This is a genomic window from Rahnella bonaserana (genome assembly GCF_019049675.1).
Classification (GTDB): Bacteria; Pseudomonadota; Gammaproteobacteria; order Enterobacterales; family Enterobacteriaceae; genus Rahnella; species Rahnella bonaserana.
Map to the genome: position 1 here is coordinate 286,595 of NZ_JAFMOW010000065.1, position 26,012 is coordinate 312,606.

Consider the following 26,012-nt stretch of genomic DNA (forward strand, 5'->3'; position numbering starts at 1 on the left):
GCAATAAAAAAGGGTGTCGCTTTCACGACACCCTTTCCTGTTTATATCAGGCGATTACGCCTGTAACAGCGTGTTCATACGGCGGATAAACAGGTTTGGATCTTCCAGCGTACCGCGTTCTGCGAACAACGCCTGATCGAGCAACAGTTCGATCCACTCGCTGAACTGATCTTCGTCTGCCACGTCAGAAGCACGTTTCACCAGCGCGTGTTCCGGGTTCAGCTCAAAGATATATTTCACTTCCGGCGCTTCCTGGCCGGCAGCGGCAAACAATTTTGCCATCTGCGTGGTCATTTCATCGGCACCGGTGGTGACGATAGCGGGCGTGTCGGTCAGACGGTGCGTCAGGCGCACTTCTTTCACACGGTCACCCAGCAGCGTTTTCACACGCTCAACGAACGGTTCCAGCGCTTTTTCAGCTTCTTTCTGTTCTTCGCTTTCGTCAGCCAGTTTGTCCAGTGTATCGTCGGCCTTGCTGACGGACTGGAAGACTTTGCCATCAAACTCTGTCAGATAGCTCATCATCCATTCGTCGATACGGTCAGACAGCAGCAGAACTTCAATACCTTTTTTGCGGAACAGTTCCAGATGCGGGCTGCTCTTCGCCGCGGCATAGCTGTCGGCAGTGATGTAATAAATCTTGTCCTGACCTTCCACCATGCTCGCCACATAGTCTTCCAGCGACAGAGTCTGCTCGCTGCTGTCGTTGCGGGTGCTGGCGAAACGCAGCAGTTTGGCGATCGCTTCTTTGTTTGCGCCGTCTTCTGCCGGACCTTCTTTCAATACCAGACCAAACTGTTTCCAGAATTGCAGGTATTTTTCATTATCGTCTTTCGCCAGTTTTTCCAGCATTTGCAGAACACGTTTGGTCAGCGCACTGCGCAGGTTCTGGGTAATGCGGCTGTCCTGCAGAATTTCACGGGACACGTTCAGCGGCAGATCGTTGGAATCTATCAGACCACGAACAAAACGCAGGTAGTTCGGCATGAACTGCTCGGCTTCATCCATGATAAACACGCGCTGAACATACAGTTTCAGGCCGTGTTTATGATCGCGGTTCCACATATCCCACGGCGCCTGTGAAGGGATATACAGCAGGCTGGTGTATTCCTGCTTACCTTCAACACGGTTGTGGCTCCAGCTCAGCGGATCGCTGAAATCATGAGAGATGTGTTTGTAGAATTCTTTATATTCTTCGTCGGTGACTTCAGCTTTACCGCGGGTCCACAGGGCTTGCGCCTTGTTGATTTGTTCCCAGGTGACGGTGCCGTCTTCTTCGTTGCGGGTTTCGACTTCAACCGGCAGCGCAATGTGATCAGAGTATTTGCTGATGATCGAGCGCACGCGCCAGTCATCCAGGAATTCGTCCTGATCTTCACGCAGATGCAGGGTAATTTCTGTGCCGCGATCGGCTTTCTCGATATCTGCCAGGGTGTACTCACCTTCACCGGCAGATTCCCAGAATACACCTTCGTCAGCGCTGGCACCGGCTGCGCGGGTGCGCACGGTGACTTTATCCGCCACGATGAACGCAGAATAGAAACCGACGCCGAACTGACCGATCAGCTGGCTGTCTTTCGCCTGCTCAGAACCGACAGATTGCAGGAACGCTTTGGTACCGGATTTAGCGATCGTCCCGAGGTTGTCGATCACTTCATCACGGCTCATACCGATACCGTTATCGCTCAGGGTCAGGGTGCGTTTTTCTTTATCAAACGACAGACGGACGTGCAGCTCGCCATCACCTTCATAAAGTTCTGGCGCAGACAATGCGCGGAAACGCAGTTTGTCAGCGGCATCCGAGGCGTTGGAGATTAACTCACGCAGGAAAATTTCTTTGTTTGAATACAGAGAATGGATCATCAGATGAAGCAGTTGTTTTACTTCAGACTGGAAGCCACGTGTCTCTTGTCCTTTCATACTCATCAAATTACCTCAATCCAGATACTGTTATTGACCAAATCAGACGCTGAGGAATAAGTGGGGTTATGCATCGGGCTTTTCAAGCGCACGAAGAAATTTTTAAGAAGAAATGCAGGGGGATAGCAGAATAATACGGAGCGCAGAAGGCTGCGCCCGTATAACAGTCAGAACCGGAAGGGGTTACGTCCGGCGAGGGAATGTGACAGCGTGGTGCCGTCCACCATATCCAGTTCGCCGCCGACCGGCACACCGTGCGCGATACGGCTCGCCAGTACGCCAAACTGGCCGCACATTTCAGCGATATAGTTGGCGGTCGCTTCGCCTTCGACCGTCGGGTTGGTCGCCAGAATCACTTCCTGGATGTTTTCACGCTCCAGACGCTCTTCCAGACGGCCTAAACCAATATCGTCAGGCCCGATGCCATCAAGCGGTGACAGATGCCCCATCAGCACAAAGTAGCGACCAGAAAACTGACCGGTTTGTTCAATCGCATGGATATCCGCCGGGCTTTCTACCACGCAAATCTGACCGTTTTCTTTACGCCGTGGATTGGCGCAAATGGTGCAGATTTCCTGTTCGGTAAACGTACGGCAATCGGCACAGTGACCGATTTCAGACATCGCACGCGTTAAAGACTGCGCCAGCCGCATTCCGCCGCTGCGATCACGTTGCAGCAGCTGGAATGCCATACGTTGCGCGGACTTCGGGCCAACGCCCGGCAGGCAACGCAACGCCTCCATTAAAGATTCAAGGAGAGGGCTGGTTTGCATCAGAACGGCATCTTAAAGCCTGGTGGCAACTGCATGCCGCCAGACACGGCTGCCATTTTTTCTTTCTGAGTTTCTTCGATACGACGTGCTGCATCGTTGAACGCCGCAGCGATCAGATCTTCCAGCATGTCTTTATCGTCTTCCAGCAGGCTTGGATCGATTTCCACGCGACGCACGTTGTGTGCACCGTTGATGGTGATTTTCACCAGGCCAGCGCCGGACTCGCCGGTCACTTCCAGCTGAGCGATTTCAGCCTGAGCCTGTTGCATTTTTTCCTGCATTTGCTGGGCCTGTTTCATCAGGTTACCAATGCCGCCTTTTCCAAACATAGTCTTCTCTCTCAGCAATGGCCGCGTCAAAATCGCGGCGTTTAAATTGGGCGGATACTTTCTTCATCCAGCTCCGCGTCGAAGAAGCGGCGCAGCGTCTGAATGTTGTTATCCGCAATAATAGACTGACGCGCTTGCGCCAGTTTTTCTTCATAAATGGCCTGTCGCCATTCCAGCGGCGTCTTCACCGCCAGATTATCATCTTCCAGCACGGTCAGTTCAACCGGCGTCTGGTGCAACGCTGATAAGGCATCCGTCAGCACTTTCTGCGCGGACGGCGAATTCAGGTGCTTTTGCGAGGAACGCAGGTGCAGGCAAATTTTGCCCGGCTCCGGCTGCTCGCGAAAGGCATTCAGCGCCAGTTGCTGCACCAGTTTTGGAATGGTCATCCGGCTGATTTCAGCCGCCCATTCATCGCGTTCAATCGCTTCTTCCGCCAGTCGGGAAGCCAGTTCCGGCGATTTTTCATGTTCCAGCGCGGTGCGCAGCGCTTTCGGTGTCGCCACCGGTTCCGGTGCGACTTCCGGTTCCGTCATCGCTTTCCAGCGATACGCTTCTTCTTTTATCGGCGCGGCAGGTTCTTTCTTCACCGCCAATGTCTGCGCACGTTCAGTCACCGAAGCGAGGCGCTCCAGTGCTGAGGTTGCCGGCCGCGCTTTTCCTGGCGCTGCCGGCTCAGCTTTTTTTGGGGTGGTACTCCCCTGCCTGAGCAATTGTGTTCGCGCCTGTAAAAGTTGCGCGGTGGAATCCGGCATCGCTGCCGGTTCGGCATGGCCCTGTGGCGGCGCATTATCGCTCTGTTGCGGCGATTGCTGCGGCTGTGCGGGCGCAGGACGCGATGGCTGCGATGCTACATATGCCGGAGCCGCGACCGGCTGCGGAGCCGGTTCAGCAATGATCACTTTCGGATGGAAGGCCAGCGCACGCAGCAGGGTCATTTCAACGCCCATGCGCTTGTCCGGCGCATACGCCAGCTCTTTGCGGCCAATCAGTAACGTCTGGTAATAAAGCTGGACGTCAGCCGGCGGAATAACGCGCGCCAGTTCGCGCAGACGTTGTTCGATCGCTGCGTAATGGTTATCGAGCACCGACGGCAACAGCTGAACCATCGCAATGCGGTGCAGCAGCGCCAGCGTTTCCACCAGCAGGTTTTCCCAGTCCACGCCACGTGACGCGGCCTGTTCAACCTGTGCCATCATCTGACCGCCATCAGCGCTGACCAGCGCTTCGAGCATCGCGAGCGGTTGCTCGTCATCCAGCGTACCGAGCATTTGCGCCACGGTTTCGGTGGTGACGGCGCCCTGCCCCATGGCGATTGCCTGATCGGTCAGACTCAGCGCGTCGCGCATACTGCCGTCGGCAGCACGGGAAAGCAGCTGCAACGCACGCGGTTCGGTGGTGATGGTTTCTTCAGTTAATACATGTTCAAGCTGTTTGCGGATCTGTTCAGCGTCCAGCGCTTTCAGATGGAACTGCAAACAACGCGACAAAATAGTGACGGGCAATTTTTGCGGATCGGTTGTCGCCAGCAGGAATTTGACGTGCGAAGGCGGCTCTTCCAGCGTTTTCAACAGCGCATTGAAGCTGTGACGCGACAGCATGTGCACTTCGTCAATCAGGTAAACTTTGAAACGGCCACGCGCCGGTGCGTATTGCACGTTATCGAGCAGCTCGCGGGTATCTTCAACTTTGGTACGGGAAGCCGCATCGATTTCAATCAGATCGACAAAACGCCCCTGCTCGATTTCACGGCAGTTATCGCACACGCCACAAGGCGTGGAGGTAATCCCGGTTTCGCAGTTAAGTCCTTTCGCCAGCAGACGGGCGATGGTGGTTTTCCCCACGCCACGGGTGCCGGAAAACAGGTAGGCATGATGGATGCGCCCGAGCGACAGGCCATTGGCCAGCGCGGTCAGCACATGTTCCTGTCCGACAACGTCGGCAAAAGTTTGGGGGCGCCACTTACGGGCAAGAACCTGATAGCTCATTAACACTTCATCGTTGATTTATAATGAATAATTTGACGATACACGAAAAAACATCGTTTAACCCGACTTTCTGCGCGGGTCGGCGAACCGGCGACTGAAGGCTAAGCATAATGATGCCCGCGCCAGACTGCCACTACTTAGTGTACCAGCAGGGTCGCCATCATTCCTATTACTTTACTTTTTGCGTAGCGTGCCGCGCTTTCTCCCCCCGCGTCCTCCTCCTGACAATTAACGTCAGGGGATGAGGGCAAATTTTGCACAACAAGTAGACTGAATTCACCTCTGTTCTGATAATGCTTCCTGCCCCGCGTAAGGAGAGCCATGAAACACCTGACACTGCCTTTGTTAATGCTCGTTTCCCCCGCAGCTCACAGCTGGACGTTGCAAGGCTTCCCGGCGTTTGCCGAACCGGTCAGCGGAATATTCACCAGCGACGCCACTTTACCCAAAGGACAACGCACACTGGAATTACATCAGGATAATCAGTGCTGGCAACCTTCAGGCGCGGTAAAACTTAACGAGATGCTGTCGCTGCAACCTTGTGAAAGCAATCCGCCGGTTAACTGGAAACAGTTCCGCACAGGCGATTATCAGGTGCGGATTGATACCCGCAGCGGCACACCGACGCTTCAGCTGAGCCTGAAAACAGCGCAGGAAGCCGTGGCCGCCGTGACAAAAATCTGTCCGCGCTGGGATGGCAAACCGCTGACTGTGGATGTATCCGGTACCTTTAGCGATGGCGAAACGGTGCGTGATTTTTATTCCAGCCAGAGTGCAGTGGTCGCTAATGGACACATCACGATGACGCCCGACCCGGCCAGCGGCGGCCTGCTGCTGCTTGAATCTGCGGTGCGTAAAACCCCCGCCACTTTTAGCTGGCAAAACGCCACAGTCTATTTCGTGCTGACCGACAGGTTTGAAAACGGCAATCCGGATAACGATCACAGCTATGGCCGTCACAGTGACGGAATGCAGGAAATCGGCACTTTCCATGGTGGCGATCTGGCCGGACTGACAAGCAAACTGGATTATCTGCAACAGCTGGGCGTGAACGCGTTGTGGATCAGTTCGCCGCTGGAGCAAATCCACGGCTGGGTCGGTGGCGGCACCAAAGGCGATTTCCCGCATTATGCCTATCATGGCTATTACACGCTCGACTGGACAAAACTCGATGCCAATATGGGCAGCGGTGAAGATTTACAGAAACTGGTCAGCGAGGCGCACAAACGCGGGATCCGCATTCTCTTTGACGTGGTGCTCAATCACACCGGCTACGCCACGCTGGCGGATATGCAAACGTTCCATTTTGGCTCGTTGTATCTCAAAGGCGATGAAATCGAAAAAACCCTGGGCAAAAACTGGACCGACTGGAAACCCGGCCCCGGCCAGAACTGGCACAGTTTTAATGATTACATCAATTTCAGTGACAAAAACGGCTGGAGCACCTGGTGGGGAAAGAAATGGATCCGCACCGATATTGGCGATTATGACTCGCCCGGTTATGACGATCTGACCATGTCGCTGGCGTTCCTGCCGGATATCAAAACCGGATCCACACAAGCCAGTGGCCTGCCTGTTTTCTATCGTCATAAACCTGATACCGCCGCCCGAGAAATCCCCGGCGCTACGCCCCGCGATTATCTGGTGATGTGGCTCAGTCAGTGGGTACGCGATTACGGCATTGACGGTTTTCGCGTCGATACCGCAAAACACGTGGAAAAACCGACGCTGGCGTTGCTGAAAACCCGTTCTGCAGAAGCACTGAAACAGTGGAAAGCCGCCAATCCTTCCCTAGCGCTGGACGACGCGCCGTTCTGGATGACCGGTGAAGCCTGGGGTCACGGCGTAATGAAAAGTGATTATTACGCCAATGGTTTTGACGCGATGATCAATTTTGATTTTCAGGATCAGGCAGCGGCGGCGCTGAACTGCTTTGCAAATATCGACGCAACGTATCAGCAGATGGCGGAGAAAATGCAGGATTTCAATGTGCTGAGTTATCTCTCATCACACGATACCCGGTTATTTTTCGCTGACGACGCTAAAGGGTCAGTTCCATTACAACAGCGAGCGGCAGACTTATTATTGCTGGCACCGGGCGCGGTGCAGATCTATTACGGCGACGAAAGCGGACGTCAGTTCGGCCCGACGGGATCGGATCCTTTACAAGGTACGCGATCAGACATGAACTGGGATGAGCTGAACGGTACAAAACAGGCGTTGCTGAAGCACTGGCAAAAACTGGGGAAATTCCGGGAACAGCATCAGGCGGTCGGTGCAGGTGTGCAGAAATCACAGCAGACAGCAGAATACTACGCCTTCAGCCGTCAGCACGGTGACGATAAGGTGATGGTGGTCTGGACCGTTGAAAGCGGGAAAGAGTAGCGCAGAAAGCAAAAGGCCTCACGTTAACGGCGAGGCCTTTTTACATCACACTGCCTGCAAAATGTAAATCAGTGCCCGTCGAAACACACCAGGCTGTAGCAGTTGATATTGGCATCGTTCAGGCGTTTTTCACCGCCCAGTTCCGGCAGATTGATGATAAATGCTGCATCAGTCACTTCCCCACCCAGACGGCGGATCAGTTTCGCGGTAGCTTCAATGGTGCCACCCGTTGCCAGCAAGTCGTCGATCACCAGAATCTTTTCACCCGGCTGAATGGCATCCGTGTGGATTTCAAGACTGTCAGTGCCGTATTCCAGATCGTAAGTTTCGCTGATGGTTTCACGCGGTAATTTGCCCGGTTTACGCACGGGAACAAAACCCACGCCCAAAGCCAGCGCAACCGGCGCGCCAAACAGGAAACCACGTGCTTCGGTGCCCACGACTTTGGTGACTCCGGCATCGCGGTAACGATCGGCCAGTAACTGAATGCTTGCAGCGTAAGCTTTTGGGTCTTCCAGCAAGCTGGTGACGTCACGGAACAGTATGCCTGGCTTCGGATAGTCAGGGATGGTCTTGATACTGTCTTTAATAAACTCTAGCTGCTGTGCGGTAGCGGTCATAATGTTAATTGCCTGATAAAGCTGCTGTTCATACTTAAACGCGGGCGGTCAAATGTCCCCCGTCATGCCCTTTAAAAGCATGTCGTTCAAGGAAGGAAATTGGGAGCGCACCGACGTACGAGATGCCCAAATCTATGCAAAGCTGCTTTAAAAAGCAACCCGCAGCCGGACATGATCGCCTGTTTTATTGCTCAAGGTCAACCACTGGTAGTCGCCACATCATGATCAGTAACGCAAACATCATGCAAACCAATAAAATACGTACCCATAATAGCGGCACAAAATAGATCGAAATCGCGAATGTCGTCACAATCAGCGCAACGGCTTTTGGCTTCACCCCTTTGGGCAACGCGCGGTGTGTCTGCCAGTGCCGTAAATAGCTGCCAAACCAGGAACGGTGCAGCAACCAGTGATGAAAGCGTGGCGACGAACGGGCAAAACACCAGGCGGCCAGCAGTAAAAACGGCGTGGTGGGCAGCAGCGGCAGTACAACGCCCAGCGTTGCCAGTACCACACACAGCCAGCCGACCATAATCAGTAATATGCGCTTCATGCAGTTCCTTTTGATTCGCACAAATTGCCAGAAAATTCAGCCCCCAGTTTATACAAGTGCAGCGAAGGTGTCATAACCGCCGGTTGCAGGTAAGCTATGAACGTCATTAATGGAGATAACCTGTGAGCACTGAACGAATTTTACATGTCCTTGATCAGCAGATAGAAACTCTGGCGCGGGAAATCGAACCCATCGGCCATGTTTCCGCTTCGCAGGCACGGTTTGATATCGCCCTTTTCTCAACCAAAGGCACCCGTCTGCGCGATTATCTGGCAGAAATTAAGATGAACTTACAGCAACTTAATCAGGAAGTGGTTGAGAAACGGTCCGCGCAGGTGGCGTTCATCGCCGAGCGGCTGGTGGCGCAAATCACCGCTATGCAGCGTGAACTCGCCACGCAAACACTGCGTAAAACGCACCAGACGCCGGAACGAAAAAGCCATGATAATTATACCAAACTCGCGGAAACTCAGCAGTTCGAGCGCCGTCTGATTGCGATGATTGAGGACCGGGAAACCACGCTCGGACAACTGGCCACGTTCAGCGATCAGCAACGCGTGCAAAAGGAACTGGCTGCGCTGGAAGGACGTTTAATGCGCTGTCGTCAGGCGCTGGCCAAAATTGAGAGGCAAATCGAGCGGCAGGAAAAAGGTTTTTGAATCTTTATCACATTTTTTTAACCCGGCGTTCAGGCCCGGCATTTTCTTATCTATAATGGTAAGTCCAAAACCTGCTAATTATAATGTTGGCCAATATGTCAGTAGAAAATGCGCCTCCCGAACTTCAGCTTGCTGTTGATCTGATTTACCTGCTTGAGTGCAACGAAATTGCACCGGAAACCGCTCTTGCAGCACTGGAAATCGTACAACGCGATTATCAGGAAAAGCTGAAAAACAGCAAAAGCACGCTGTCGATTAGTTACCTTTAAGCCGTCCGGCTGACCGTTTCAGGGGAACCTTACGCATTCCCCTGAATTGCCCGCTTCCCTTTAGCCCTGAGGCAACGCATCCGGTTCATCACCCGGTTGTCTCAACACGCGCTTAACCTCCTGAATCTCGCTGCCATCCTGATTGTGCAGATACACTTCCAGCTGATTGAAAGCGATATTGATGTCGTTCTCGCGGCAGAGTTTATCAATACTGCGGTTTAGCTCATCGACGGTATAACTGCGGTCGCCCAGTTCACGCACATAAACACGCAGTTCGTGATCGAGCGTGCTGGCCCCAAAATTCAGGAAGAAGACCAGCGGTGCCGGATCACTCATCACTCGGGCGTTTTCATGCGCCGCCTGCAGCAGGACCTCTTTCACTTTCTCCAGATCTGAACCGTACGCCACACCGATCTTGATCAGCACGCGGGTGACGGTATCACTCAGCGACCAGTTGATCAGCCGTTCCGTCACAAAGGCTTTGTTCGGGATGATCACTTCTTTGCGGTCAAAATCGATAATGGTTGTTGCGCGGATGCGGATACGACTGACCGTGCCGGAAAATGTACCGATGGTCACGGTGTCGCCAATACGTACAGGGCGTTCGAACAGGATAATCAGACCTGAAACAAAGTTCGCAAAGATTTCCTGCAAACCGAAGCCCAGCCCGACCGACAGCGCTGCCACCAGCCATTGCAATTTATCCCACGAAACCCCGAGCGACCCGAGCGCAGTGATCGCCCCAATCACCGTGATCGAGTAAGTCAGGATCGTGGTGATAGCGTACGACGTCCCCTGCCGCAATTGCAGTCGCGACAGCACCACCACTTCCAGCAGCCCCGGCAGGTTGCGCGTCAGAACATACGCCACAATCACCGCCAGGAAACCGAGCAGCATATTGCCCAGCGTTACGGTTTGCTGAGTGACCGCGCCCGCCACCGTGCTGGAATAATGCCAGAGTGAAATGCTGTCGAGATACGAAATCACCGTCAGCAGATCCGACCAAATCCAGTAAAACACCGTCGCGAAGATAAAGAACAAACCCATCGTGGTCAGACGCAACGACTGCTGGTTAATCTGATCCAGGCCAATCTGCGGCTCCTCAACCGGCTCATTGCCTTCTGCACCCTCTTTCGCCGCGTTTGTCTGACGGCGGGCCAGCGCACGACGATAAGCCAGACGCCGGGCTGCAACGCTTAATCCTCTGAGCGCCGTGAGATAAATAATATTCCAGAAAATCAGCAGATAAAGACTGTCAATCCAGCGCCCCGCCAGACGCAGCGTGGTGTAAAAATATCCGGTAACCACCAGCCCGACCAGGAAGGCCGGAGCTATCGCAATGGCTGTGACCACGACCAGCCGAATGCTGTGAGAATCTTTTTCACGCCAGCCGTCACGTGCGATCGGGAAGACCAGAACTGTCAGCGCCAGCAGTGTCAGGAAAATCACCACCTGCCCGATGATGTCATCGACCAGTCCGAGTGGGGCTTTCTCACCGCGAACCGACCAGAAAATCAGTGGCAACATCACCAGACTGAGGCGGATGACTGAACGACGGTAATGCGCACAGGTGGCCGGGGGCGTATTAAAATGCCGCTCGTTGATCCCGCCGGGTTTAAGAATGCGATAGCAAAAGCCCATGACCAGCTGGAACACCGCCAGCCGCTGCGCCAGCGTCCATAAAAAGTCGCTCAGTTCGATATCACATTGCGAAAGCCAGTAGCCAATTCCCAGCATGAGTAATACGCCGGGTAAGACGTTCAGCGCCATTAATATCAACGCCTGCGGCGTGTGCAGCTGGCTGTCCCGTTTAAGCTGCCCGACATCGCTGGTGAGTTTTTCAATGCGCTGATTAATGTACTTCCGGCGCCATAACAGCAGCAAAATGACGAGGAGCAAAGGGATAGTGACCGGTAATGAATGTATTGCGCCCACCATTAATTCACCCGGCGGAATATTCAGGCTCAGGCTGCTCAGCTGATTTTTAACATCATCCGGCAACGACTTAATGAATTCCCAGTTCATCGGTTTGTTACTGCTGACCCAGAAAATCTGCTGAGTCAGCGTTTCTGTCAGTGACTGATTTATGCTCAGTAGTTGCTGCTGGTTAATCTGCAAATTGATAGCGAGCGACAGCTGATTGCCCAGTTGCTTATTCAGTTGATCGAGCAATTCGCGGCGCATATCGACAATCTGATCCAGCGCATCACTGATATCGGCATTGATCGTTTCTTTGCTGTTATCTACCACGCTCTGAATGTAACTGTCGCCCTGAAACAAAGCGTCGCGCTGCTGGTTGATGGTGAACTGTTCAAGGCGCAAATCCGCAATGCGGGTTCTCATGTCGGTAACCAGCCCCGACGGCGGCGTGGTGTTCTGCTGTTGCTGATACAGAATACGTGACAGTAATAAACTGCCTTTGAGCACAGTGATTTGCTCTTTAAGGTCATGTTCAGCTTGCGCCGAACGATCCAGCCAGTTTTTCACTGTGATATTTTTCTGGACCAGCTGGTTACCTTCCTCGGTTGCGGCAATAAGGCGTTCGCTGAGTTTACGATTAATTCCCAGTTCCTGAGCCACCAGCGGGTCATTTTGGATATTCGAGGTATCGTCCGGCGTTTGTGCTTCTTTCGCTGTCCGCTCGGACAAAATCAGCCGTTTGCCGTTGACCACTTCCTGCAATAACTGCGCAGTGTGTTCAAGCTGATTGATATGCGCGTTGGTGTAATCACGTTGTTTTTGCAGTAAATCCTGCAACGTTGTATTGGCTTCGAGACTCTTGCGTTGCAGGTCAATTTGCGCCGCAAGTAAGGCCTGCTGCGTGACCAGCATATTTTGTTGCGTGTTACGTAAATCTTGCTGACCGGGCGACATGCCGTTGAGCTGATTGCGGATTTTCTGAATCGCCAGCGAATAGGAGTACATCGCGTTCTGAACGCGCTCAGGCTGGGTTTGCAGAGAGATCAGCTGAGTGTTGAACGTCGATAAATCATCCTGCGAAGACTGCAAATCGTCCAGCGTGTCATTAAGGCGGTTTTCAAGCTGGCGCAGCGACAGTGCGGAAAGCTGAGCTTTATTCACATCATCTTTCGGATTGTTTTTGATCTGCTCCAGCCCATCCATGGCGACGCGCAGTTTTTGCGGTGCTTCGGCGACCTGTTTTTGCAGCTGATTCGCTTCCTGCTTCACTCTTTCCAGTGCATCAAGATATTCCAGTGTGTGGATCAGATCCTGTTGCGAAAGCTTATCCACCGGCGTCAGGTTCTTCTGGCGGTTTAACGCATCAAGCTGGTTCTGAACTTCATTCCTGCCGGGAATATCATTACTTGCTGCATGGCCGGAAAAGGAGACAAAAAGCAGTGCAACGCATACCAGAAACGTGAAAAAACCTGTCATTCCCTGTTTTTTCAGGGAAAGCATTACGTCAGAAGGGGCGGCCAGAAACCGGATACACATACGTCAGCGTCAACTCATTTACTTAATGAATAATATGGAGATGACAATAGCAGCGTTGACGATGAAAGGAAGGAGAAAAGCGTTTCTGAATACAACATCAGAGTGTTTAATTTATAAACAAAAGAGAGATAGATTTGCAGGCTTATTAATTAAACGGAAAGTATTAAAGGTTTATTTTACCGCAGTGAGATAGGACGAATGGCACAACATATCGATATACGTATCCACGAATCTCCCGGCATTCCCTTCTAAATCAAAGCTTTCAGGAATAAATAACCAGTTTTCCATCAGCCCCGTCAGATAAGCCCGAAGAATAATGGCGGCCTGGCGGGTATCAAGATCAACCGGAAGCTGCTTTTCTTCTATACAGCGCACGAGAATACGCTCGATTTTGCCATAGCCTTCCATGTATAACGCTTTCCGCGCCTCATGAACTGACGTCATCTCCCCAACAAATTCACATTTATGGAATATAATCTCCATCAATGCCTTACGTTGGCTATCGGTAACCGTGGCGACCAGAATGTAAATTAAGATTTCACGTAGAATACGCAGTGGATTATTCGGAAACTTTGTCTGATACTCTACTTCGAGCACTTTTATCCGCGATTCATAGGCTTCCCAGATCGCGTTAAACAGTTCCACTTTGTTCCTGAAATGCCAATAAATTGCGCCCCGCGTCACACCGGCTGCATTCGCAATATCAGTCAGTGATGTCGACGATACCCCACGGGCAGAAAACTCACGCACAGCAGCATCCAGAATCTGTTGTCTGGTTTCCAGCGCCTGTGATTTGGTTTTTCGTGCCATAGGTTTATCTTTAAGGGGAGTTTGATTTACATACATTCTTGAATGTATGTAACATAGCACGCACATACTAAAAGCGCAGCAATGGATTTGGAATGTTGTGATCCATTGGACAATTTGAAATCGGACACTTGAGGTTTATTTATGAACAAAAACAGAGGGTTAACGCCTCTGGCGGTAGTTCTGATGCTATCCGGAAGCTTAGCACTTACAGGATGTAACGATAAAGAAGCTCAACAAGGTGCACCTCATGCTCCGCAGGTTGGGGTCGTTACTCTCAAAACTGAACCGTTGAATGTGACTACCGAACTTCCTGGTCGTACTGCTGCTTTTCGCATCGCCGAAGTACGTCCACAGGTTGGCGGCATTATTCTTAAACGCAACTTCGTTGAAGGCAGCGAAATTAAAGCCGGGACCTCTTTATATCAAATTGATCCAGCCACTTATCAGGCCGCGTATAACAGCGCTAAAGGCGATCTGGTAAAAGCTCAGGCGAATGCACAAATTTCTCGTCTGACGGTGACTCGTTATAAACCTCTGCTTGGCACTAATTACATCAGTAAGCAAGATTACGATACCGCTGTGGCCACTGCAGCACAGGCTGATGCCGCTGTTGTCAGCGCCAAAGCAGCCGTTGAAAGCGCACGTATCAATCTGGCTTACACCAAAGTCACCTCCCCTATTAGCGGCCGTATCGGTATTTCGTCCGTAACAGAAGGTGCGCTGGTGTCGACCGGCCAGACCAATGCGCTGGCCACTGTTCAGCAACTTGACCCTATCTATGTTGACGTCACTCAGTCGAGCAACGATTTCCTGCGTCTGAAGCAGGAACTGGCAGATGGCTCACTCAAGCAGGTTAACGGCAAGGCACAAGTCAAGCTGCTGTTGGATAACGGTAAAGAATATTCACAGGCGGGTACATTAGAATTCTCTGATGTGACTGTTGATGAAACCACCGGGTCCATCACTTTGCGCGCCATCTTCCCTAATCCAAATGATGCCCTGCTGCCAGGTATGTTTGTGCGCGCGCGTCTGGATGAAGGCGTAAACGACAACGCTCTGCTGGTTCCTCAGCAAGGTATTACCCGTAACCCACGTGGTGATGCTACAGCGATGGTGATTGGTGCGGACAATAAAGTTGAACTTCGTACTGTGACCACAACGCAGGCAATCGGCGACAAATGGGTAGTGACAGACGGCCTGAAAAGTGGCGATAAAGTTATCGTGACAGGTCTGCAAAAAATTAAGCCAGGCGTACAGGTTACTGCACAGGAAGTCGATCAAAACGCCGCAGCACCCGCTACAGCGACGAAGTCTTAATAGGAGCCGGTAATTCATGGCTAAGTTTTTTATAGATCGTCCCATCTTTGCATGGGTAATTGCGATCATCATCATGTTGGCAGGGGGATTGGCGATACTTAAATTGCCAATCGCACAGTATCCAACCGTTGCACCGCCAGCGATTCAGCTGACTGCAACCTATCCGGGCGCGGATGCGCAGACCGTACAGGATACCGTTACTCAGGTTATCGAACAGAACATGAACGGTATCGACAACATGATGTACATGTCGTCGACCAGTGATTCATCAGGTACTGTTCAGATTACCCTGACCTTTGCTTCCGGTACTGACGCGGATATCGCGCAGGTACAGGTTCAGAACAAACTGCAGCTGGCAACACCATTGCTGCCGCAGGAAGTTCAGCAACAGGGTATTTCCGTTGAGAAATCGAGCAGCAGCTTCCTGATGGTAGCGGGCTTTATTTCCAATAACGGTTCAATGACCCAGGATGATATCGCCGACTACGTCGGTTCCAACATCAAGGATCCTATCAGCCGTACTGCGGGTGTAGGGGACGTTCAGCTGTTTGGTGCTCAGTATGCGATGCGTATCTGGATGGATCCGAACAAACTGAACAACTTCCAGCTGACGCCGGTAGATGTCATCAACGCCATCAAAGTTCAGAACAACCAGATCGCAGCAGGTCAGCTCGGTGGTACGCCACCGGTCCCGGGCCAGCAATTGAACTCCTCTATCGTGGCGCAGACCCGTCTGAAGTCACCGGATGAATTCGGTAAAATCATTCTGAAAGTGAATCAGGATGGTTCTCAGGTTCGCCTGAAAGATGTGGCTAAAATCGAACTCGGTGGTGAAAACTACGACGTTATTGCCCGCTTCAACGGACAACCTGCGTCGGGCTTGGGTATCAAACTGGCAACCGGTGCGAACGCCCTGAATACCGCAGCGTCTGTTAAAGCCACGCTGACTAAGCTTGAGCCATTCTTCCCGGCTGGCTTAGAAATTGTTTACCCGTACGACACCACGCCGTTCGTAAAAATCTCGATTAAAGAAGTAGGTAAAACGCTGTTCGAGGCCATCGTCCTGGTATTCCTGGTCATGTTCTTGTTCCTGCAAAACTTCCGCGCAACGCTTATCCCGACCATTGCGGTTCCGGTGGTATTGCTCGGTACCTTTGCGATTCTGGCAGCGTTTGGCTATTCGATAAACACCCTGACGATGTTCGGGATGGTGCTCGCAATAGGCCTGCTCGTCGATGACGCCATCGTCGTCGTCGAGAACGTCGAGCGCGTCATGGTCGAAGAGGGTCTGCCGCCAAAAGAAGCTACCAAAAAATCTATGGAGCAAATCCAGGGTGCATTGGTAGGGATCGCGATGGTGCTGTCCGCAGTATTCATCCCGATGGCCTTCTTCGGCGGTTCTACCGGCGTTATCTACCGTCAGTTCTCCATCACCATCGTTTCAGCCATGGTGCTGTCGGTTCTGGTGGCGATGATCCTGACGCCTGCACTTTGTGCGACCATGCTCAAGCCGGTTGCCAAAGGTGAGCATAACGAGAAAAAAGGTTTCTTCGGCTGGTTTAACAAGAAATTCGACCAAAGCACGCACCACTACACCGACAGCGTAGGCAATATTCTGCGCAGCACCGGTCGTTATCTGGTGATTTATCTGCTGATCGTTGTCGGCATGGCATTCCTGTTTATCCGCCTGCCAACCTCCTTCCTGCCGGAAGAAGACCAGGGGGTATTCCTGACCATGGCGCAATTGCCAGCAGGTGCAACCCAGGAACGTACACAGAAAGTGCTGGACGAAGTCAGCGATTACTATCTGACGAAAGAAAAAGCCAACGTGAAGTCCGTGTTTACGGTTAACGGCTTTGGTTTTGCAGGTCGTGGTCAGAACACCGGTATAGCGTTTATCAGTCTGAAAGACTGGTCTGAGCGTAGCGGCGCTGAGAATAAAGTTCCTGCCATTGCAGGCCGTGCAATGGGCGCATTCAGCACCATTAAAGATGCACTGGTGTTCCCGTTCAACTTACCGGCAATTGTTGAGTTAGGTACGGCGACAGGCTTCGACTTCCAGCTGATTGACCAGGCTAACCTTGGGCATGACAAGCTGACTCAGGCACGTAACCAGTTGCTGGGCATGGTAGCTCAACATCCGGACTTGCTGACTCAGGTTCGTCCAAACGGTCTGGAAGATACCCCACAGTTCAAAATCGAAATTGATCAGGAAAAAGCAACGGCACTTGGCGTTTCAATTTCCGACATCAACACCACGTTGGGTGCTTCGATTGGTGGTAGCTACGTCAATGACTTCATCGACCGTGGTCGTGTGAAGAAAGTGTACGTTCAGGCTGAAAATAAATACCGTATGTTGCCGTCTGACATCAATAACTTGTATGTCCGTGGTAGCGCTGGCCAGATGGTACCGTTCTCCGCATTCTCCAGTGCGAAATGGGAATACGGTTCACCGCGTCTGGAACGTTATAACGGTTTGCCATCCATGGAAATTCTGGGTCAGCCAGCTCCGGGCAAAAGTTCGGGTGCTGCTATGGAAATGATGGAGTCTCTGGCTTCCAAACTTCCTAGCGGTATCGGCTATGACTGGACCGGTCTGTCCTATCAGGAACGCTTGTCAGGCAACCAGGCTCCGGCCTTGTATGCCATCTCCCTGATTGTGGTATTCCTGTGTCTGGCTGCGTTGTACGAAAGCTGGTCAATACCGTTCTCGGTCATGCTGGTGGTTCCGCTCGGGGTTGTGGGTGCACTTCTGGCAGCAACGATGCGCGGACTCAGTAACGACGTTTACTTCCAGGTAGGCCTGCTGACTACCATCGGGTTGTCCGCGAAGAACGCCATACTGATTGTTGAGTTCGCCAAAGACCTGATGGACAAAGAAGGTAAGGGTCTGATCGAATCAACGCTCGAAGCGGTTCGTATGCGTCTTCGTCCGATTCTGATGACCTCACTGGCATTTATCCTCGGTGTAATGCCGCTGGTAATCAGCTCCGGTGCAGGTTCCGGTTCTCAGAACGCCGTAGGTACCGGCGTAATGGGCGGGATGATTACGGCAACACTGCTGGCGATCTTCTTTGTTCCGGTCTTCTTCGTGGTGGTTCGTCGCCGCTTCGGTAAGAAGAACGAGGATATCGAACATACGCACAAAACAGAGCATCCGACGCTGTAACGGATCCTCACCCTGACGAAAGGCCGCTTATGCGGCCTTTTTTTTCGCCTGAGTCTTGAACCGGAAAACAGATGGGTGCATACTTATTGTTATAGTATAACATAACAACTTGAGGCATTATGAAACTCGCTATCCATCCTGCATATCGCACCGTGGTTTTCCACGACACCAGCGCTGATGAATACTTCAAGGTCGGTTCAACCATCTCGACAGACCGCACCATTGAACTGGAAGGGGCAACCTACCCTTACATCACGATTGAAGTTTCTTCCGCTTCCCATCCGTATTACACCGGTAAGCAGAAAGAGTATTCAAAAGAAGGCAGCACCGCGCGATTCAATCAACGCTTCGGCAGCTTCCTCGGTAAAAAGTAAACAACATCAGGGAAATTGTTATGCAGGTTCTGAGTTCATTACGTTCGGCAAAAAATCGTCATCCGGATTGTCGCGTGGTTCGCCGTAAAGGCCGGATTTATGTGATCTGTAAAAGCAATCCGCGTTTTAAAGCTGTGCAGGGCAAAAAGAAAAAGCGTTGATATTGCGCCTTTCCGTTACGCTCCTCCTAAAAAAACAAAAGCCCCGCCGCTTGCCCGACGGGGCTTTTTCTTATGTTAAGACATGATGTAAAACCTCCTCACAGCCAAACCGAGAGGAGGGAAAATCTTATTTCATACTGGCAACAATCGTCTCAACGTTATGTTTAAACGCTTTGATATAGGTTGTGGCCGGGCCTTGCGGGCCTGAAAGCGCTTCAGGATACAGCTCACCGCCAGGTTGCGCGCCACTCGCCGCAGCAATCTGTTTCACCAGACGTGGATCGGTCTGGTTTTCGATGAAGTAAGTTTTCACTTTCTCCTCTTTGATCTGCTTAATCAGCGAAGCGACACCGCTGGCACTGGCTTCAGCTTCCGTAGAGAAGCCGACCGGAGCCATAAAACTGACGTGATATTCCTGCCCAAAATATCCGAAGGCATCATGACTGGTCAGCACTTTGCGTTTTGACTGAGGAATGCCAGTGAATTCAGTTTTAGCCCATGCATCAAGTTTTTGCAGTTGCTCAATATAAGCGGTTCCGCGCTGGCGGAAATAGTCAGCATCTTCGGGATCGGCTTTGATCAATGCATTCATCACATTGGTCGCATAAATCACGCCATTCGCCATGCTGTTCCAGGCGTGCGGATCGGTGATTTGCTTACCGTCTTCTTCCATTTTGCGGGAATTAACGCCTTCGGATGCTGTTACTAAATGACCTTTGTAACCGGAAGCCGTCACCAGACGATCGATCCAGCCCTCAAGACCTAAGCCGCTGACGAAAACGACATCAGACGCGTTAATCGCTTTACTGTCTTTCGGCGAAGGCTCAAAGCTGTGCGGATCACCGTCAGGCCCGACCAGCGTCGTTACTTTAACGTGATCGCCGCCCACTTCCTGGACGATATCTCCGAGAATAGAAAAACTGGCAACTGCATCGACGGTTTTCGCCATGGCCAGCGGACTCGACAGCAGGGCAGCTACTGCGAGTGATACAGGTAATACTTTCATCATGTCCCCTTAATTGTGGTACTGCTTATTAACGTACTGCTGCTTACGTTCGCGAGGCCGTTAACATCCCGCCACGCTTTCCAAATAAAACTGAAATAAAGAAGATCACCGTCGCGCTGAGTACGATAGCCGGACCTGCAGGCAGCGAGGCGTAATATGACCAGATAAGCCCGACGATACTGGCGATCACCCCAATGATCATGGCGCTCAGCAAAGTATGCGGTAAATCCTGTGCCCAGAATCGCGCGCTGGCCGCAGGTAGCATCATCAAACCGACCGACATCAGCGTGCCAAGGATCTGAAAACCGGCGACAAGATTCACGACCACCAGCGCCAGGAAAATCCCGTGTATCGCCGCCAGCCATTTCCCTGCGCTAACCCGTAAAAACAGTGAATCGAAAGATTCAATGACCAGGGCGCGATAAATGCAGGCCAGCACCAGCAATGACACGCTGGTAATGATGCCGACCATAATCATTGCTGAGGAATCGATAGCGAGAATGGATCCAAACAGAACGTGCAGAAGATCAACACTGGAACCGCGCAGGGAAACCAGCGTCACCCCCAATGCAAGTGAACCCAGATAGAAACCGGCAAAACTGGCATCTTCCTTTAATTGTGTCCGGCGGCTCACCAGCCCCGAAAGCATCGCTACCGCCAGCCCTGCAATAAAACCGCCAATTCCCATAGCGACCAGCGACATTCCTGAAATCAGATACCCGATAGCTGCGCCCGGTAATACGGCATGGGAAAGTGCGTCCCCTACCAGACTCATCCGGCGTAGTAGCAGAAAAACGCCCAGCGGCGTGGCACTGATCGATAATGCGATACAGGCAATTAACGCGCGGCGCATGAAACCAAACTCAATAAAGGGATCGGCAAGTAAATGAAAAAGCATCATGAATTGGCGACTCCCGCCACGAGAGAAAAAGGTTCGGTCGATATACAGGCATGCGCCTGATGCGGGAAATGGCCCAATACGTCGTGCGCCGTGCCCCAAAGATTCTGTTGCGTGCTGAGGTAAAGCACATGAGGAAAATGCCGGGCAACCATTGAGATATCATGTAAAACCGCAATCACGGTTTTACCTTCCTGATGCCACTGTGCAATCACCTTGAGCAGCAGTTCTGTTGTCTGGGTATCAATGCCGGTAAAAGGTTCATCAAGCATGATGAGAGGCGCCTGTTGCACCAGTAAACGTGCAAATAAGGTACGTTGCAGCTGACCACCGGAAAGCGAGCCTACGGGAAAATGCGACATTTCAGTCATCCCGACCGTCTCAAGCGCCTTAGCCACTGCCACAGCAGACTGCTGATTTATGCCGCCAAAAAGTCCGCTTTGCGGCCAGCATCCCATCGCGACCAGATCAAATACGCTAATCGGAAATCCGCGATCCAGTTCTGCCTGCTGTGGCAAATAGGCCAGACGCGGACGCTTTTCGCCGGTGAACGTAATGTTGCCGGCTACAGCCTGCTGAAGGCCCGCCAGCGTTTTGAGAAAAGTAGATTTACCCGCCCCGTTAGCTCCGATAACCGCCGTCAGTGAACCTGAAAGAAACTTTCCGCTGATCGGCATCGCAACTGCACGGCGGTCATAGCCCACTTCAACATTGTTAACAAAAATCATGGTAGCGAGATTGCCCAGTAAATTGCGGCCCATAAAATAGCCAGCGCAACCAGCACGGCGAGACAGCGTGCTGGCGAAGATAGTGTAAAGAGTGTTTTCGTCATAGAACCCCCATTCGTTACAATATAACATCACATGTCGGGGTGTGTATCAATACGTGAACTGTTTCGATTTTTTACCGCAGACCTTTACGGAACAATAAATGCGCACATCCGGGCCTGGCAAAATTGTCAGAAAAGGGTAAAAATTGATGAATATAAACGAATTCTCAATACAATCAGAAAGTTATGTTTTTTCGCACTGGAAATTTTTTTCTCTGCTCAAAACACATCCTGTTAAAAGTATGCAATAATAGAAAGGTATGGAGTTCTAAGGCGAAAACCGGTGAAAAAATTTATCCCCTACCCTATTAACGGGGAGAATCTGACTCCTTCAGATTTGCTGCAGATTATTGAGCGTTATTTATCTGAAATTGAAGAACCATTAATTGGTGATTTAACTTATTTCTCAGAAAATGCACGTTACGAACCAAATTCTTTGCAAATCATGTCAATCGATGAAACAGGTGGACATTGTTATTCGATGAACTTCCAGTTCAGATGGACGATTTTCAACGGTTGTCTGGACATTAATGCACAAGAGTTCACGACGCAAAGTGTCACATTCCAGGTAAAGCCGGAAGGTCTGGAGTTTGATATTATTGATTTGTTCAAAGGTTTAGCGGCGGAAGAATTGTAAGTTTGAGTAATACGTTTGCGCAGCTTTCTAAAAATGAATTATATTTAAATTACATGTATGTAATAAGTCCGGGAAAGTTCATCTCAAAGACTGTGATTGTCTTTGGTGTATAAATCAGTTCATAGCGTTTGTAGTGAGAGCCGTTTTCTGTAAGCCATCAAGTTTTGTTGTTTACTCACAGAGTGTTATCAACACCGAATAAACCATTACGGAGGGGATGATATGGATGAGTACTCGCCTAAGCGGCATGATATCGCTCAGTTACGCTACCTGAATGAAATGTTGTATGATGAAGGCATCGCGACACTGGGTGACAGTCACCACGGTTGGGTCAACGACCCTACTTCTGCTGTTAACCTGCAACTCAACGAACTGATTGAGCACATTGCATCCTTTGTGATGAGCTTTAAAATTAAGTATCCGGACGATACCCATTTAAGTGATCTGGTTGAAGAGTATCTGGATGATACCTACACCCTGTTCAGCAATTATGGAATTAACGATTCTGATTTACGCCAATGGCAAAAGACCAAGAAGCGATTATTCAGAATGTTCTCAGGGGACTACATCTGTACCCTAATGAAGACTTGAGTAATAATTTATATGCAGTCATCAGATAAAAATGAAAAGGCTAAGATGAACAAAATCGACTATTTGATGCGTTTAAGAAAATGCACCACTATTGATACACTTGAACGTGTCATTGAAAAGAATAAGTACGAACTTTCCGACGACGAGCTGGAATTGTTTTACTCGGCGGCTGATCATCGTTTAGCGGAGCTAACGATGAACAAGCTGTACGATAAAATCCCGGTATCAGTTTGGAAATTTGTACGCTGACAGACTGAGTCAGGTCGAAATACCTTTCGGCCTGACGCTCATATTTCATACAAAATAACATAAGCGATTTTTAACTATTTCTTCAGATATTTCTTTCTGCTTTCTCTTTGATCTGCCGGTGAAATGTTTGTAAAAGAAACTGGAAACATTGCTCTGTTTTGGGCGAGCGCAGCGGCGCTGGCTTACGCATCATTGCGACTGTACGGCTTAATGTAGGTTGCTGCAGATGAATCACCCTTAATTCATCATCATTAAGCGTTGCTGTATATAATTCTGGCAATATCGCCAGAGCCAGACGCGAACGCACTAAACCATATAACGTCTCCTGAAAATCCACGCGATAACTTACCCGCAGATTCAGCCTGTGGCTTTCTATCATTGCACTCACCAGCCTGCTGACATTTCCTTTTGAAAACAAAGCAATATCTCTTTTAGCCAGTTGTTTCCAGGGAATATTATGCCCTTCAGATAATGGATCATCCCGCCGGATCACCGCCACGAAAGGGTCTTCAAGCAGCGGATATATTGCGACAGAATCCGGCACCGTGCTGTCAGTCGCACCGATACCAAAATCCACAGAACCATTCTCCAGTTCCACTAATAATGCATCGTTTGTCAGGTCATGAAATTCCACACGCATATCAGGGAAATATTCCGATAATAACTGCGGAACGACGGGGAATAACAAAGTACTGACTGAAGGAACTAATCCGATACGTAAAGTACCATCGCCGCCCTGCCGCATAATTTGGTGCATATCATCGAAAGCACTATGCGCTGTATTCAGCAACCGTTCTGCATAGGGTAAAACCGCTTCGCCCTGTTCGGTCAGGCTTACCCCCTGAGCGGTGCGGTTTAGTAATTTTCCCCCTAGCACTAATTCAATTTGCCGCAGTGCACTGCTTAAAGCCGGCTGACTGATGGCCAGACGGTTAGCCGTTTCGGTGAAACTGCGTAACTGTGCCAGCGTCACAAAGTATTGAATTTGCTTCAGGGAGAGTGCAGGCAACCGGCGCCAGGGTTCAGACATGATGATCAGGGATCCCGAAAAAATAGAAAACGTTTGCTCAGCATAACCGCATCTTATAAACGGATAAAATAATTCATCTGTGCAAAGGCATTCCCTCTCCCTACATTAGCCCAATCACTCTGCAAATCCGGATACTGACATGACTGAAAACATAGCTCCGTTACCCCTGCGCCAGCGTGCGGTTCAGGCTGCGTTAGGGAAAATCCCTTTTGATCGCCTGCTTATCAACGCAAACGTTATCGATATGGTGACAGGGGAAATTCGCGAAGCCGATATCGGGATCACCGGCAACATGATTGCCAGCGTCCATCCCCGCGGAAAATTCTCTCAGACTGAAAATGTTGATGACTTGACGGGTCACTATCTCTCACCCGGACTCATCGATACCCACGTGCATATCGAAAGCTCTCACCTTTCACCGGAAAAATACGCCGGAATTGTCGTCGCTCAGGGGACGACAACTGTGTTCTGGGATCCGCACGAGCTGGCAAACGTGCTGGGCGTCGCCGGCGTGAAATATGCCGTTGAGTCGAGCCGAAATTTACCTCTGAGAGTGATTTGCGCTGCTCCTTCCAGCGTCCCTTCCACCCCCGGTTTAGAAATGTCCGGCGCTGACTTTATGGGTCAGGAAATGCAAACCATGCTGAGCTGGCCGGAAGTCGCTGGCGTTGCCGAAGTCATGGATATGCACGGCGTGATTAACGGCAGCGAGCGGATGCTGGAAATTCTCGAAGCCGGTATAAACAGCGGCAAACTGATCGAAGGCCATGCGCGCGGGTTGAAAGATGAACAGCTGCAGGCCTATCTGGCAGCCGGCGTCACCTCCGATCACGAGCTGACTTCTGCGGAAGATGCACTGGAAAAACTTCGCGCCGGACTGACGCTGCAAATCCGCGGCTCTCATCCTTATCTTCTTCCGGATATCGCTGCCGCGTTGCAGGCTCTGCCACATCTTTCCTCACAGATTACGCTATGTACTGATGATGTTCCGCCGGATCATCTGCTGGAAAAAGGTGGGCTGATTGCCTTAATTAAGTTGCTGATTTCATACGGGCTACGTGCAGAAGATGTACTGCGCATGGCAACATTTAATGCCGCCATTCGCATGCAACGTGCAGATTTAGGGCTGATTGCGGCAGGCCGTACGGCAGATATCATCGCGTTTGATTCGCTGGAAAATCTGCATCCACACGCGGTTTACGTGGCAGGTAACTGTGTGGCCAGAGAGGGCAAACTTCTCTTCACGCCGGCCGCTGCCAGCGGCGTAACACCACTTCGTGACACTATGCGGCTCAGCGCCCTGAGTGCGGACGACTTCTGCTTGAAAATTGCAGGACTGACAAACGGCAAGGCACGCCTGCGAAATATCAAAGGCGCACGCTTTACACAATGGAGCGAAGTGACCGTTGAAGTCAAAGACGGCGTTGTACAACTCCCGGAAGGCTTCAGCATGATTTGGGTACAGCACCGCCACGGGCGTCACGATGCCACGCCACAAATGGCATTACTGGAAGGCTGGGGCGAACTGCGCGGAGCGATTGCCACTTCCTACTCGCACGATTCCCATAATCTGGTGGTACTGGGACGTTCCCCCGCAGATATGGTTGTGGCGGCGAATCAGCTCATCTCCAGCGGCGGCGGAATGGCGCTCAGCCAGAACGGCACATTGCTGGCTAAAGTGGATATGCCCATTGCCGGAATGCTCTCTGAATTGCCAGCGGAACAACTGGCGGAACAATTTAAAAATCTGCGGGAGCTCAGCGCTCAGATAGCCGACTGGGAACCGCCTTACCGCGTTTTCAAAGCCATCGAAGGTACATGTCTGGCGTGTAATGCCGGGCCGCATCTGACTGATTTAGGCCTCACTGACGGCGGATTGCGTGAAATTGTCGACCCGGTTCTGGAAATCTGGCCGGATAAAATCTGAAGCACCCGGCGCAACGCCGGAGAAAAATGATAGCAAAAACAACATGATAAAAATTATTGCCA

Annotated in this window: 23 protein-coding genes and 1 other annotated feature; of the genes, 11 read left to right on the forward strand and 12 right to left on the reverse strand. The window is 51.2% G+C overall.

From position 1 onward, the window contains the following. Positions 1–54 precede the first annotated feature (54 nt). The 4 genes from htpG to dnaX all read right to left on the reverse strand — a co-directional run bounded on the left by htpG (position 55) and on the right by dnaX (position 5,010). Complete coding sequence (htpG, locus tag J1778_RS17105) at positions 55–1,920, reverse strand: molecular chaperone HtpG (RefSeq protein WP_217174248.1); 1,866 nt, start codon at positions 1,918–1,920, stop codon at positions 55–57. 167 nt (positions 1,921–2,087) lie between these two features. Beyond that, a complete protein-coding gene (gene recR, locus J1778_RS17110) occupies positions 2,088–2,693 on the reverse strand; it encodes a recombination mediator RecR (RefSeq protein ID WP_217174184.1) in 606 nt (201 codons plus the stop codon). After that, positions 2,693–3,022: a YbaB/EbfC family nucleoid-associated protein gene (locus J1778_RS17115; protein WP_112287539.1), complete on the reverse strand. Its 330-nt coding sequence runs from the start codon at positions 3,020–3,022 to the stop codon at positions 2,693–2,695. The genes recR and J1778_RS17115 overlap by 1 nt, the downstream gene beginning before the upstream one ends. 41 nt (positions 3,023–3,063) lie before the next feature. After that, entirely contained in the window at positions 3,064–5,010 is a 1,947-nt protein-coding gene (gene dnaX, locus J1778_RS17120; protein ID WP_217174185.1) for a DNA polymerase III subunit gamma/tau, read from the reverse strand. After that, positions 3,664–3,728, reverse strand: a sequence feature (DnaX frameshifting element). (Overlaps the previous gene by 65 nt.) 321 nt (positions 5,011–5,331) lie before the next feature. Here dnaX and J1778_RS17125 point away from each other — a divergent pair. Beyond that, on the forward strand, positions 5,332–7,395 hold the full coding sequence (locus tag J1778_RS17125; RefSeq protein WP_217174186.1) for an alpha-amylase: 2,064 nt from the start codon (positions 5,332–5,334) through the stop codon (positions 7,393–7,395). Positions 7,396–7,463: 68 nt separating this feature from the next. On the opposite strand, the gene apt is transcribed toward J1778_RS17125, so the two are convergent. Then, the gene (apt, locus tag J1778_RS17130; RefSeq protein WP_217174187.1) at positions 7,464–8,015 is read right to left on the reverse strand and encodes an adenine phosphoribosyltransferase; all 552 of its coding nucleotides are present in this window, start codon (positions 8,013–8,015) and stop codon (positions 7,464–7,466) included. Between the two features lie 184 nt (positions 8,016–8,199). After that, on the reverse strand, positions 8,200–8,568 hold the full coding sequence (locus tag J1778_RS17135; protein ID WP_217174188.1) for a DUF454 family protein: 369 nt from the start codon (positions 8,566–8,568) through the stop codon (positions 8,200–8,202). A 122-nt stretch (positions 8,569–8,690) separates the two neighbouring features. On the opposite strand from J1778_RS17135, the gene priC reads away from it, so the two are divergent. Further along, entirely contained in the window at positions 8,691–9,227 is a 537-nt protein-coding gene (gene priC / locus J1778_RS17140) for a primosomal replication protein PriC (RefSeq protein WP_112287533.1), read from the forward strand. 95 nt (positions 9,228–9,322) lie between these two features. Continuing rightward, complete coding sequence (rsmS, locus tag J1778_RS17145) at positions 9,323–9,496, forward strand: pleiotropic regulatory protein RsmS (RefSeq protein WP_015690305.1); 174 nt, start codon at positions 9,323–9,325, stop codon at positions 9,494–9,496. Positions 9,497–9,556: 60 nt separating this feature from the next. On the opposite strand, the gene mscK is transcribed toward rsmS, so the two are convergent. Both mscK and acrR read right to left on the reverse strand, forming a co-directional pair. After that, a complete protein-coding gene (gene mscK / locus J1778_RS17150) occupies positions 9,557–12,952 on the reverse strand; it encodes a mechanosensitive channel MscK (RefSeq protein ID WP_217174189.1) in 3,396 nt (1,131 codons plus the stop codon). A 171-nt stretch (positions 12,953–13,123) separates the two neighbouring features. Continuing rightward, positions 13,124–13,762, reverse strand: coding sequence for a multidrug efflux transporter transcriptional repressor AcrR (acrR, locus tag J1778_RS17155; RefSeq protein ID WP_217174190.1), 639 nt, complete (start codon positions 13,760–13,762; stop codon positions 13,124–13,126). 141 nt (positions 13,763–13,903) lie between these two features. On the opposite strand from acrR, the gene J1778_RS17160 reads away from it, so the two are divergent. From J1778_RS17160 to ykgO, 4 genes are all read left to right on the forward strand, one after another. Further along, positions 13,904–15,079, forward strand: coding sequence for an efflux RND transporter periplasmic adaptor subunit (locus J1778_RS17160; protein WP_217174191.1), 1,176 nt, complete (start codon positions 13,904–13,906; stop codon positions 15,077–15,079). Positions 15,080–15,095: 16 nt separating this feature from the next. Then, positions 15,096–18,248: a multidrug efflux RND transporter permease subunit AcrB gene (gene acrB / locus J1778_RS17165; protein ID WP_217174192.1), complete on the forward strand. Its 3,153-nt coding sequence runs from the start codon at positions 15,096–15,098 to the stop codon at positions 18,246–18,248. Positions 18,249–18,367: 119 nt separating this feature from the next. Further along, positions 18,368–18,622 (forward strand): type B 50S ribosomal protein L31, encoded by a 255-nt coding sequence (locus J1778_RS17170; RefSeq protein ID WP_217174193.1) that lies wholly within the window; start codon positions 18,368–18,370, stop codon positions 18,620–18,622. A 20-nt stretch (positions 18,623–18,642) separates the two neighbouring features. Further along, positions 18,643–18,783 (forward strand): type B 50S ribosomal protein L36, encoded by a 141-nt coding sequence (gene ykgO, locus J1778_RS17175; RefSeq protein ID WP_095924976.1) that lies wholly within the window; start codon positions 18,643–18,645, stop codon positions 18,781–18,783. A gap of 127 nt (positions 18,784–18,910) precedes the next feature. Here the strand turns inward: ykgO and J1778_RS17180 are convergent, their stop codons facing one another. From J1778_RS17180 to J1778_RS17190, 3 genes are read right to left on the reverse strand one after another with little or no spacing between them, the layout of a single operon-like run. Next, a complete protein-coding gene (locus J1778_RS17180) occupies positions 18,911–19,789 on the reverse strand; it encodes a metal ABC transporter substrate-binding protein (protein ID WP_217174194.1) in 879 nt (292 codons plus the stop codon). 43 nt (positions 19,790–19,832) lie between these two features. Then, on the reverse strand, positions 19,833–20,690 hold the full coding sequence (locus tag J1778_RS17185; RefSeq protein WP_112287526.1) for a metal ABC transporter permease: 858 nt from the start codon (positions 20,688–20,690) through the stop codon (positions 19,833–19,835). Then, on the reverse strand, positions 20,687–21,448 hold the full coding sequence (locus tag J1778_RS17190) for a metal ABC transporter ATP-binding protein (RefSeq protein ID WP_217174195.1): 762 nt from the start codon (positions 21,446–21,448) through the stop codon (positions 20,687–20,689). Before J1778_RS17190 ends, J1778_RS17185 begins: the two co-directional genes overlap by 4 nt. 351 nt (positions 21,449–21,799) lie before the next feature. On the opposite strand from J1778_RS17190, the gene J1778_RS17195 reads away from it, so the two are divergent. The 3 genes from J1778_RS17195 to J1778_RS17205 all read left to right on the forward strand — a co-directional run bounded on the left by J1778_RS17195 (position 21,800) and on the right by J1778_RS17205 (position 22,993). Next, entirely contained in the window at positions 21,800–22,153 is a 354-nt protein-coding gene (locus tag J1778_RS17195; RefSeq protein WP_217174196.1) for a hypothetical protein, read from the forward strand. Positions 22,154–22,375: 222 nt separating this feature from the next. Next, positions 22,376–22,744: an Hha toxicity modulator TomB gene (gene tomB, locus J1778_RS17200; protein ID WP_104923047.1), complete on the forward strand. Its 369-nt coding sequence runs from the start codon at positions 22,376–22,378 to the stop codon at positions 22,742–22,744. Between the two features lie 45 nt (positions 22,745–22,789). Next, positions 22,790–22,993 carry an HHA domain-containing protein gene (locus J1778_RS17205; protein ID WP_013576617.1) on the forward strand — a complete coding sequence of 68 codons (204 nt, stop codon included), beginning with the start codon at positions 22,790–22,792 and terminating at the stop codon, positions 22,991–22,993. An 82-nt stretch (positions 22,994–23,075) separates the two neighbouring features. Here the strand turns inward: J1778_RS17205 and J1778_RS17210 are convergent, their stop codons facing one another. Further along, positions 23,076–24,026, reverse strand: coding sequence for a LysR family transcriptional regulator (locus J1778_RS17210; protein WP_284006264.1), 951 nt, complete (start codon positions 24,024–24,026; stop codon positions 23,076–23,078). A 136-nt stretch (positions 24,027–24,162) separates the two neighbouring features. Here J1778_RS17210 and J1778_RS17215 point away from each other — a divergent pair, with 136 nt between their 5' ends. After that, positions 24,163–25,950, forward strand: coding sequence for an adenine deaminase (locus tag J1778_RS17215; protein WP_217174198.1), 1,788 nt, complete (start codon positions 24,163–24,165; stop codon positions 25,948–25,950). Positions 25,951–26,012: the final 62 nt, after the last annotated feature.